The organism is Brevibacterium luteolum, assembly GCF_025147615.1.
In the GTDB taxonomy this organism is placed as follows: Bacteria; Actinomycetota; Actinomycetes; order Actinomycetales; family Brevibacteriaceae; genus Brevibacterium; species Brevibacterium luteolum.
Genome location: NZ_JALXPM010000002.1, coordinates 103,558 through 112,762 on the forward strand (window position 1 = coordinate 103,558; position 9,205 = coordinate 112,762).

The window sequence follows — 9,205 nt, forward strand, 5'->3', positions numbered from 1 at the left end:
ATTTGGACAGGATTGAAGGCAGGTGCGCAGACCCGACTAGTGTGGTGGACATGAGGCATGCAAAGATCGTCGCCACTCTTGGCCCCGCCCAGCAGAGCTACGAAGACATCCGCTCGCTGATCGAAGAAGGCGTCAACGTCTTCCGATTCAACCTCAGCCACGGCACCCACGACCAGCATGAAGAGAAGTACCGGTGGGTCCGCAAGGCCGGCCGCGACACCGGTGAGCCGGTCAGCGTGCTCATCGACCTGCAGGGCCCCAAGATCAGGGTCGGCACCTTCGCCGACGGACTCAAGCCCGAACTGAGCAAGGGCGACACATTCACCATCACCACCCGTGACATCGAAGGCACCGCGACCGAGGTGGGCACCACCTATGCCGGTCTCGCCCGTGACGTCGAGGTCGGGGATCCGCTGCTCATCGACGACGGCCGGATCCGGCTGCGCGCCACCGATGTCACCGACACCGACGTCACCTGCGAAGTCGAGGTGCCCGGCCGGATCTCCGACCACAAGGGCATCAACCTCCCCGGAGTGCCGGTGTCCGTGCCAGCGATGAGCGACAAGGACATCGAGGACCTGCGCTGGGGACTGCGCCTGGGCGCGGACTGGGTCGCACTGTCGTTCGTGCGTACACCCAAGGACGCGGAGACGGTGCGCGAGATCATGCGCGAAGAGCGCATCCTCGTCCCGCTCATCGCAAAGCTGGAGAAGCCCCAGGCCGTCGAGGCGCTCGAGAGCATCGTCGATGCCTTCGACGGCATGATGGTCGCCCGCGGCGACCTCGGCGTCGAACTGCCGCTGGAGCAGGTGCCGATCGTGCAGAAACGCACCGTCGAACTGTGCCGCCGCAACGCCAAGCCCGTCATCGTCGCCACCCAGATGCTCGAATCGATGATCGAGGAGCCGCGGCCCACCCGCGCTGAGGCCAGCGACTGCGCCAACGCCGTACTCGACGGTGCTGATGCGCTCATGCTCTCGGGTGAGACCTCGGTCGGTGCGCACTGGCTGGAGGCTGTGCGCACGATGGCCCGGATCATCGAGTCGACCGAAGAGCACGGCCTTGACCGGATCGCCCCGCTCGGCACCGAACCGCACACGCAGGGCGGCGCCGTCACCGCTGCCGCGGTGCGGATCGCCGAACAGCTCGACATCGACACCCTGTGCACCTTCAGCCAGTCAGGCGACTCGGTGCGCCGCATGTCGCGGCTGCGCGTACAGCAGTCGATCCTCGCGTTCACCCCGGACGTGCGCGTGTACCACCAGCTGGCTCTGACATGGGGTGTGCGAGCATTCCTCGTCAACCAGGTCCGCCACACCGATCAGATGGCCCGCCAGGTCGATCACGTGCTGCGCTCGCGCGGACTGGCCGAGGACGGCGAGAAATGCATCATCGTCGCCGGCTCGCCTCCCGGGATCGTCGGGTCGACGAATGCGCTGCGGATCCACACCGTGGGTAACGCGATCACCGGCAAGGCCGCCGCCTACCGCGACGACTCGGATACCGGACCGGTCAACGAGGTCTACGGCGAGATCACCGAACCGCAGGAATACGAACAGAACACCGACTGATCCCTTCTGCTCACCTGGATGACAACACTTACTGCCGCTCCGTTTTCGGAGCGGCAGTCAGTGCTTTGAGGGGTCCGTCAGCGTTCGGTCTCGCGTTCGCGCGGGCGGACGAAGAAATTCAGCACGAGCGACACGATCGCGATGATGATCGAGGCGAGCACCGCCGTCCAGAGGAAGCTGTCGATCTCCAGGCGGATCGGCGTGAACTGCGAGACCCAGGACGTCAGCGACACCATGGCGGCATTGATGACGATGGTGAACAGACCCAGGGTCAGGCAGGTGATCGGCAAGGCGATGAGCTCGATGAGGGGTCGGATGATCGCGTTGACGAGCCCGAAGATCAGGCCGATGACGAGGTAGGAGACGACCGCCGAGGCGGTGGGGCCCAAGCCGGTGAGGACGGTGTCGGCGCTGGTGATGGCCATGCCGGGCAGAAGTGCGGCCGCCGCCCAGATGGCGACGGCGTTGACGATGACGCGGAGCAGGAAAGTCATGTCTGCAGTCTTCCAGCACGTGCTGGGAAACCCGTGAATTCCACAAGAGTGCCGGATGTGGTGTCGTGCGTCAGGACATAGTTGACACCAATTGCGTATGGAACGCCTCGATGATCGTTGACAGGTGAGTCGATACATCGTTGACACTTCTACGGGAGTGATAGTTGACAGGTGAGTCGGGACATCGTTGACATGACTCCGGTCCAGAGCCAGTATGCCGGATCCGCACTGGTTGCAGCCGTGAATGCGTCGCAGACGATTCCGTCTTCGCCTGGTGCGCGTTCGCTCCTTCGGGTCTGACAGGACACGGTGGAGCGCCCAGCTGCTGGAGTTCAGATTCCTACGGAAGCTCGCGACGCGAGGTGAACCCTCAGACGACCGTCCCGGCCGCTCAATCACGAAGGCCCGGAATCAAAAAGATTCCGCGCCTTCTGTCGCCGATGTCAAGACTCATCTGTCAACGATGTCCCGACTCAGGACAAGAGTGCCGGATGTGGGACTCGAACCCACACACCTCTCGATACCGCATTTTGAGTGCGGCGCGTCTACCAATTCCGCCAATCCGGCAACGAAGAACATCCTAGACCAGCTGGGCGCCCACCCGCACCTCCAGATGAACACCGGCCCGCGCTGTCAAAACGCGCAGCGGCGTGACTAAGATGAAACCGTGGCTACTAATGAAGAAGCACCCAAGACAGAGAACGGCGTCGTTCGGCGTGTCGTCGTCGCCGAAGACGAGGCCGTCATCCGGCTCGACATCGTCGAGATGCTGCGCGAGGTCGGATACGACGTCGTCGGCGAGGCAGCCGACGGCGAGTCGGCGATCCGGCTGGCTGAGGAGCTGCGCCCGGATCTGGTCGTCATGGACATCAAGATGCCCGTCCTCGACGGGATATCCGCGGCTGAGCGGATCGCCAAGGCTCGCATCGCCCCGGTCGTGCTGCTGACGGCGTTCAGCCAGAAGGAGCTCGTCGAACGGGCCCGCGACGCCGGAGCGATGGCCTACGTTGTCAAGCCGTTCACCTCCAATGACCTCGTCCCGGCCCTGGAGATCGCGCTGTCCCGCCACGCCGAGATCGCCGCACTCGAATCCGAGATCGCCGATATGACCGACCGGTTCGAGACCCGCAAGCTCGTCGAACGCGCCAAGAGTCTGCTCATCTCGAACATGGGCCTAAGCGAACCCGAGGCGTTCCGGTGGATCCAGAAAACCTCGATGGACCGCCGCCTGACGATGCGCGAGGTCGCCGAGACCGTCCTCGAGCAGATCGGCAGCAAGAAGTAACCCACACACTCTCATCGGCCCCTGTCGCACAGCTGCGGCAGGGGCCGACGCGTATCCGGTCTCAGCTGCGGCCGGAGAGCACCATGTTCGTGATCCGCACGATCGAGAGCAGCCGGCCCTCATCATCGGTCATGCGCACCTCATGGTTGATCATCGTGCGACCGTGATGATTCAAAGTCGCCGTGGCATGCACATGCCCGTCCTTGGCCGCCCGCACATGCGTGGCGTTGAGGTCCACGCCGACGACCGGACGCCCGGAGATAAAGTACGAGTGCAGCGAGGCCAGCGACTCGGCGATGACGACATGCGCCCCGCCGTGGAAGAGCCCGAACGGCTGCGTGTTGCCGGCCACCGGGATCGAGGCGGTCGCACGGTCGTAGGCGACGTCCTCGACTTCGATGCCGACGCGTTCGAGAAGCGTACCGGCACTGCGCTGCCGGTTTCCGGCCACCAGCTGGGCCCGCACCTCGGGCGGGGTGTCCTTCGTCAGGGGGAGAAGTTGGTCTTCGGTCATGGCACGACTCTACGGGATGCCTCTCGTCTGCTTCGCGCGCTAGGCTTGCAGGGTGAGCGAACAGAGCCAGAAACTCCTTCTCATCGACGGACACTCCCTTGCCTACCGTGCGTTCTACGCGCTGCCGGTGGAGAACTTCTCGACGACCACCGGGCAGTCGACGAACGCCGTATTCGGCTTCGTGTCCATGCTGCTCAACGTCTGCCGCGACGAGGCGCCAAGTCACATCGCGGTGGCCTTCGACCTCGGCCGCGAGACCTTCCGGCTCGCCGAGTACAGCGAGTACAAGGCCGGCCGTGCGAAGACCCCGGACGAGTTCCACGGCCAGGTCGAGATCATCAAGGACGTGCTGGCGGCGATGAACATCGCGGTCGTGACGAAGGAGAACTACGAAGCCGACGACGTGCTCGCCACGCTCGCCCAGCAGGGGGAGCATGCCGGCATCGACACGTACGTCATCACCGGTGACAAGGACTCCTTCCAGCTCGCCCGCGACGGCGTCACGATCCTCTACCCCAAGCGCGGGGTCTCCGACCTCAGCCGCATGACTCCTGCCGCGATCGAGGAGAAGTACGGCGTCACACCCGCCAACTACCGCGGGCTGGCCGCTCTCGTCGGAGAGAAGGCCGACAACCTGCCCGGCGTGCCCGGCGTCGGTGATAAGACCGCAGCGAAATGGCTGGTCAAGTACGGCGACCTGCCTGCCGTCATCGACAACGCCGAGGACATCGGCGGCAAGGTCGGCGGCAACCTGCGCGAGCACCTCGACAACGTCGAACGCAACTACCGGCTGAATAAGCTCATCGACGACCTCGAGCTGCCCGTCGCCATCGACGACGTCGCCTGGACCGGCGTCGACCGTCCGGCCGTGAGCGAACTGTTCGACCAGCTGGAGTTCCGGCAGCTCGGCGCCCGCCTCGACGCCCTCGTCGGCCAGGATGAGACCCCCGCCGAGGCGCCGGCGAGCTCCCTGCCCGAGGCAGCGGTCGCCGACAGTGACGCTCTCGTGGAATGGCTGCAGGGCACCGACGCCGAGGCGCTCGTCGCCGTAGCGACGAACGGCACCTATGAGCTCGGCTCCGGCAGCGTCGACGTCATCGGCTTGGCCACCGAGGACAGTGCCATCGCGTTCGACCTTACGACCCTCGACCCGGTTGCCGTCGAAGCGCTCTCAGAGTTTCTGACCTCGCACCTGAGCCTGGCCTTCCACGGCGCGAAGACCCAGCTCAAAGCACTGGCCGATGCCGGCTACCACGATGTGCGCCTGGCCATCGACACCGAGATCGCCGGCTACCTCCTCGAACCCGGTGCCCGCTCCTACGACCTCGCCGACCTTGCCGGCACGCACTGCGGGATCTCCCTGGCCGAACCCTCCGATGAGGGGCAGCTCGCCCTCGACCTCGACGACGGCAATGAACGGCTCACCGCCTTCGGACAGGCCGCTGCCGCGATCGCCCGGCTCGCACCGGTGCTCACCGCAGAGATTGACTCTGCCGGCATGGCAGGGGTGCTGCGTGAGATCGAGGTGCCGCTCGTGCAGGTGCTTGCCGATATGGAGCACACCGGCATCGCCATCGACCGCAGCGAGCTCTCCGCCCTCATCGACGAATTCACCCGGCAGGCCGAGACCTGCGCGCAGCAGGCGTACGAGGCGATCGGCCACGAGGTCAACCTCAACTCGCCCAAGCAGCTGCAGGTGGTGCTGTTCGAAGAGCTCGACCTGCCCAAGACCCGCAAGACCCGCACCGGCTACACAACGAACGCCGAGGCACTGGCCGACCTCTACATCAAGAGCGAGCACCCGTTCCTCGAACACCTGCTCGCCCACCGCGACGTCATCAAGCTCAAGCAGACCGTCGCCGGGCTCGAGCGGATGGTCGCCGACGACGGCCGGATCCACACCGTCTACCAGCAGACGATCGCCGCCACCGGCCGGCTGTCCTCGACGGATCCGAACCTGCAGAACATCCCGGTGCGCACCGAGGCCGGCCGGCGGATCCGGCATGTCTTCGTCTCCGAAGCCGATGCCGGCTACACAGACCTCATCTCCGCGGACTACTCGCAGATCGAGATGCGGATCATGGCCCACCTGTCCGGTGATGAGAGCCTCATCGCTGCGTTCAACGCCGGTGAGGATCTGCACTCCTACGTCGGTTCGAAGGTCTTCAACGTCGGCGTCGACGAGGTCAGCGCGGAGATGCGCGCGATGGTCAAGGCGATGTCCTACGGACTCGTCTACGGACTGTCGGCCTTCGGGCTCTCACGCCAGCTGCGGATCTCCGTCGAAGAGGCCCGCGGGCTCATGGAGGGCTACTTCGAGCGCTTCGGCGCGGTCAAGGACTACCTCGATGAGATCGTCGCCGAGGCCCGCGGCCGCGGCTACACCGAGACGATGTACGGCCGTCGCCGCTACCTGCCAGAACTCGGCAGCTCGAACCGGCAGATTCGCGAGATGGCCGAGCGCGCCGCCCTCAACGCCCCGATCCAGGGCTCGGCTGCCGACATCATGAAGATCGCAATGCTCAACCTGCGCGATGCCTTCGCCGCCTCCGACCTCAAAAGCCGGATGCTGCTCCAGGTCCACGACGAGATCATCGTCGAACTCGCCGACGGAGAGCGCGAAGCCGTCAGCGAGGTGCTGCGCACGACGATGGGGCAGGCAGCTGAGCTGTCAGTCCCGCTCGACGTCAACCTCGGTGTCGGCCGGTCCTGGCAGGACGCCGCCCACTGAGCCACCGCCTCGGCGTCGGGCCAGCAGCCAGCGGGATCAGCCGCCCAGGCGGGTCGAGAAGATCGCAGTGCCGGGCATGAGCGCGCCGCGCAGCGGCGACCAACCGCCCCAGGCGGTGTCATTGTGCTCGGGCCATTCGGGCTCGGTCACGCCGGTGAGCTGGAAGCCGGCATCGACGAGCAGGGTGACCCAGTCACCGAAGGTGCGATGGTGCTCGGCGTAGACCGGCTCGCCGGAACCGTCGACCTCGACATAAGGGGTGCGGTCGAAATACGAGTACTCGACCGTCAGTCCGGTCTCACCGGGCACGTCAGGGAACATCCAGCGCACCGGATGGGTGACGGAGAAGACCCAGCGGCCGCCGGGACGCAGCACGCGCGCGACCTCGGCAAGGACCACCTCTGCGTCCTTGACGAAGGGCAGTGCGCCATAGGAGGAGAAGGCGATGTCGAAGCTGTTCGAGGCGAAAGGCAGCTGCCGGGCATCAGCCTGCAGGAATGTCGGGGGCACGGCGGCCTCTGAGAGCGGATGCTCCTTCTGCAGCCGTGACGCCTGCTCGAGCATGCCCGAGGACAGATCGACGCCGGTGGTGATCGCACCCTGCTCAGCCAGCCACCGAGAGCACTGCCCGGCACCGCAGCCGACCTCGAGCACCTGACGGCGGGCGACATCGCCGAGCAGCTGGATGTCGGATTCGTGAATTCCCTCCGGACACCAGACGAACTCAGCGGCACCGAGGAAGCTGCCGTGTTCGGCGAGGTACTCCTCAGCCGAATGGTCCCAATAGCTGCGATTCGCCCGGACTGACGCCTCTTCGTCGATGGCGAGATAGCCGCCGCTGATGGTCTCGGGGGAGTACTCGCTGTCCGTCATGGGAAGGCTCCAGTGGTGTGGGAGGTGAAATCTGCTCGCGCGTGTGCGTCATCCGCATTGATGATGCTAACATTGGCTAGCGTATGCGCTGCGCGCGTGTGGGTGCGGTTCTCGTGGCGAGAACAGCCGCTGTCGGAAATCTTCTGTATTCCCGATCTCACTCATCGTGACACATTCACTGCAGCCGTGCACTCCACAAAGTCCATCAGTCCATCTAGACACTGGCGCCCGCGCCGGTGAAAAGTCCATTACGGAGTCTCAACCTTTATGACCACCACCACGCCGGGAACGGCGACCAACGAGCAGATCGCCGTCAACGACATCGGATCTGCAGACGATTTCCTCGCGGCAGTCGACGAGACCATCAAGTACTTCAACGACGGAGACATCGTTGAAGGCACCGTCGTCAAGGTCGACCGCGACGAAGTTCTGGTCGACATCGGATACAAGACGGAAGGTGTCATCCTTTCGCGCGAACTGTCGATCAAGCACGATGTCGACCCTGCTGAGGTCGTCGAGGTCGGAGACGAGATCGAAGCCCTGGTCCTCACCAAGGAGGACAAGGACGGACGCCTGATGCTGTCGAAGAAGCGCGCGCAGTACGAGCGCGCGTGGGGCGACATCGAGAAGATCAAGGAAGACGAAGGCGTCGTCACCGGCACCGTCATCGAGGTTGTCAAGGGCGGCCTCATCGTCGACATCGGACTGCGCGGCTTCCTGCCGGCTTCGCTTGTCGAGATGCGTCGCGTCCGCGACCTGTCGCCGTACATCGGCCAGCAGGTCGAGGCCAAGATCATCGAACTGGACAAGAACCGCAACAACGTCGTGCTCTCGCGCCGCGCCTGGCTCGAAGAGACCCAGTCGGCTGTCCGCCACGACTTCCTGCAGACCCTGCAGAAGGGCCAGGTCCGTCCGGGCGTCGTGTCCTCGATCGTCAACTTCGGCGCCTTCGTCGATCTCGGCGGTGTCGACGGACTCGTCCACGTCTCCGAACTGTCCTGGAAGCACATCGACCACCCGAGCGAGGTCGTCGCTGTCGGTGACGAGGTCACCGTCGAGGTGCTCGACGTCGACATGGACCGCGAGCGCGTGTCCCTGTCGCTCAAGGCCACCCAGGAAGATCCGTGGCAGCACTTCGCCCGCACCCACGTCATCGGACAGATCGTGCCGGGCAAGGTCACCAAGCTCGTTCCGTTCGGTGCATTCGTGCGCGTCGAAGACGGCATCGAGGGACTCGTCCACATCTCCGAGCTCGCCGTGCGCCACATCGACCTGCCCGAGCAGGTCGTCTCGGTCGACGAGACCATCTACGTCAAGGTCATCGACATCGACCTGGAGCGCCGCCGCATCTCGCTGTCGCTCAAGCAGGCCAACGAGGGCGTCGACCCGGATGCCACCGAGTTCCACGACCCGGCTCTGTACGGCATGCTCCAGGAGTACGACGAGGACGGCAACTACAAGTACCCCGAGGGCTTCGATCCCGAGACCCAGGAATGGCTCGAGGGCTACGAGGCTCAGCGCGAAGAGTGGGAGCAGCAGTACGCCGCTGCCCAGGCTCGCTGGGAAGAGCACAAGAAGCAGGTCGCCAAGGCGATCGCTGCCGACGCCGAGGCCGGTGGCTCCGAAGCCGCCGACGTCCCGTCGCAGGCTTCCTACAGCTCCGACGAGCCGGCCGACGCCGGTACGCTGGCCAGCGATGAGGCTCTCGCCGCACTGCGCGAGAAGCTCGCAGGCAAC

General features: G+C 65.0%; 7 protein-coding genes and 1 tRNA gene. 4 read left to right on the top strand and 4 right to left on the bottom strand.

Features of this window, described 5'->3' with window-relative positions:
- Positions 1–50: 50 nt before the first annotated feature.
- Positions 51–1,571 (top strand): pyruvate kinase, encoded by a 1,521-nt coding sequence (gene pyk, locus M3C25_RS01140; protein WP_259854624.1) that lies wholly within the window; start codon positions 51–53, stop codon positions 1,569–1,571.
- Positions 1,572–1,648: 77 nt separating this feature from the next.
- Here pyk and M3C25_RS01145 read toward each other — a convergent pair whose 3' ends face one another.
- Both M3C25_RS01145 and M3C25_RS01150 read right to left on the bottom strand, forming a co-directional pair.
- A complete protein-coding gene (locus M3C25_RS01145; protein WP_170274180.1) occupies positions 1,649–2,065 on the bottom strand; it encodes a phage holin family protein in 417 nt (138 codons plus the stop codon).
- Between the two features lie 485 nt (positions 2,066–2,550).
- Positions 2,551–2,632 (bottom strand) — tRNA-Leu (locus M3C25_RS01150).
- Positions 2,633–2,732: 100 nt separating this feature from the next.
- Here M3C25_RS01150 and M3C25_RS01155 point away from each other — a divergent pair.
- Entirely contained in the window at positions 2,733–3,350 is a 618-nt protein-coding gene (locus tag M3C25_RS01155; RefSeq protein ID WP_102160253.1) for an ANTAR domain-containing response regulator, read from the top strand.
- 61 nt (positions 3,351–3,411) lie between these two features.
- Here M3C25_RS01155 and M3C25_RS01160 read toward each other — a convergent pair whose 3' ends face one another.
- Positions 3,412–3,864: a PaaI family thioesterase gene (locus M3C25_RS01160; protein ID WP_259833688.1), complete on the bottom strand. Its 453-nt coding sequence runs from the start codon at positions 3,862–3,864 to the stop codon at positions 3,412–3,414.
- Positions 3,865–3,916: 52 nt separating this feature from the next.
- On the opposite strand from M3C25_RS01160, the gene polA reads away from it, so the two are divergent.
- The gene (polA, locus tag M3C25_RS01165; protein WP_259854626.1) at positions 3,917–6,595 is read left to right on the top strand and encodes a DNA polymerase I; all 2,679 of its coding nucleotides are present in this window, start codon (positions 3,917–3,919) and stop codon (positions 6,593–6,595) included.
- Positions 6,596–6,631: 36 nt separating this feature from the next.
- Here polA and M3C25_RS01170 read toward each other — a convergent pair whose 3' ends face one another.
- Positions 6,632–7,468: a class I SAM-dependent methyltransferase gene (locus M3C25_RS01170; protein WP_165882882.1), complete on the bottom strand. Its 837-nt coding sequence runs from the start codon at positions 7,466–7,468 to the stop codon at positions 6,632–6,634.
- Between the two features lie 267 nt (positions 7,469–7,735).
- On the opposite strand from M3C25_RS01170, the gene rpsA reads away from it, so the two are divergent.
- Positions 7,736–9,205: 30S ribosomal protein S1 (rpsA, locus tag M3C25_RS01175; protein WP_165882883.1), on the top strand; the 1,470-nt coding region annotated here is incomplete at its 3' end.

What these genes read in the sequence shown, in the direction of transcription:
- pyk (WP_259854624.1), top strand. Translation starts at nt 51, where the DNA reads ATGAGGCATGCAAAGATCGTCGCCACTCTTGGCCCCGCCCAGCAGAGC.
- M3C25_RS01145 (WP_170274180.1), bottom strand. Translation starts at nt 2,065, where the DNA reads ATGACTTTCCTGCTCCGCGTCATCGTCAACGCCGTCGCCATCTGGGCG.
- M3C25_RS01160 (WP_259833688.1), bottom strand. Translation starts at nt 3,864, where the DNA reads ATGACCGAAGACCAACTTCTCCCCCTGACGAAGGACACCCCGCCCGAG.
- M3C25_RS01170 (WP_165882882.1), bottom strand. Translation starts at nt 7,468, where the DNA reads ATGACGGACAGCGAGTACTCCCCCGAGACCATCAGCGGCGGCTATCTC.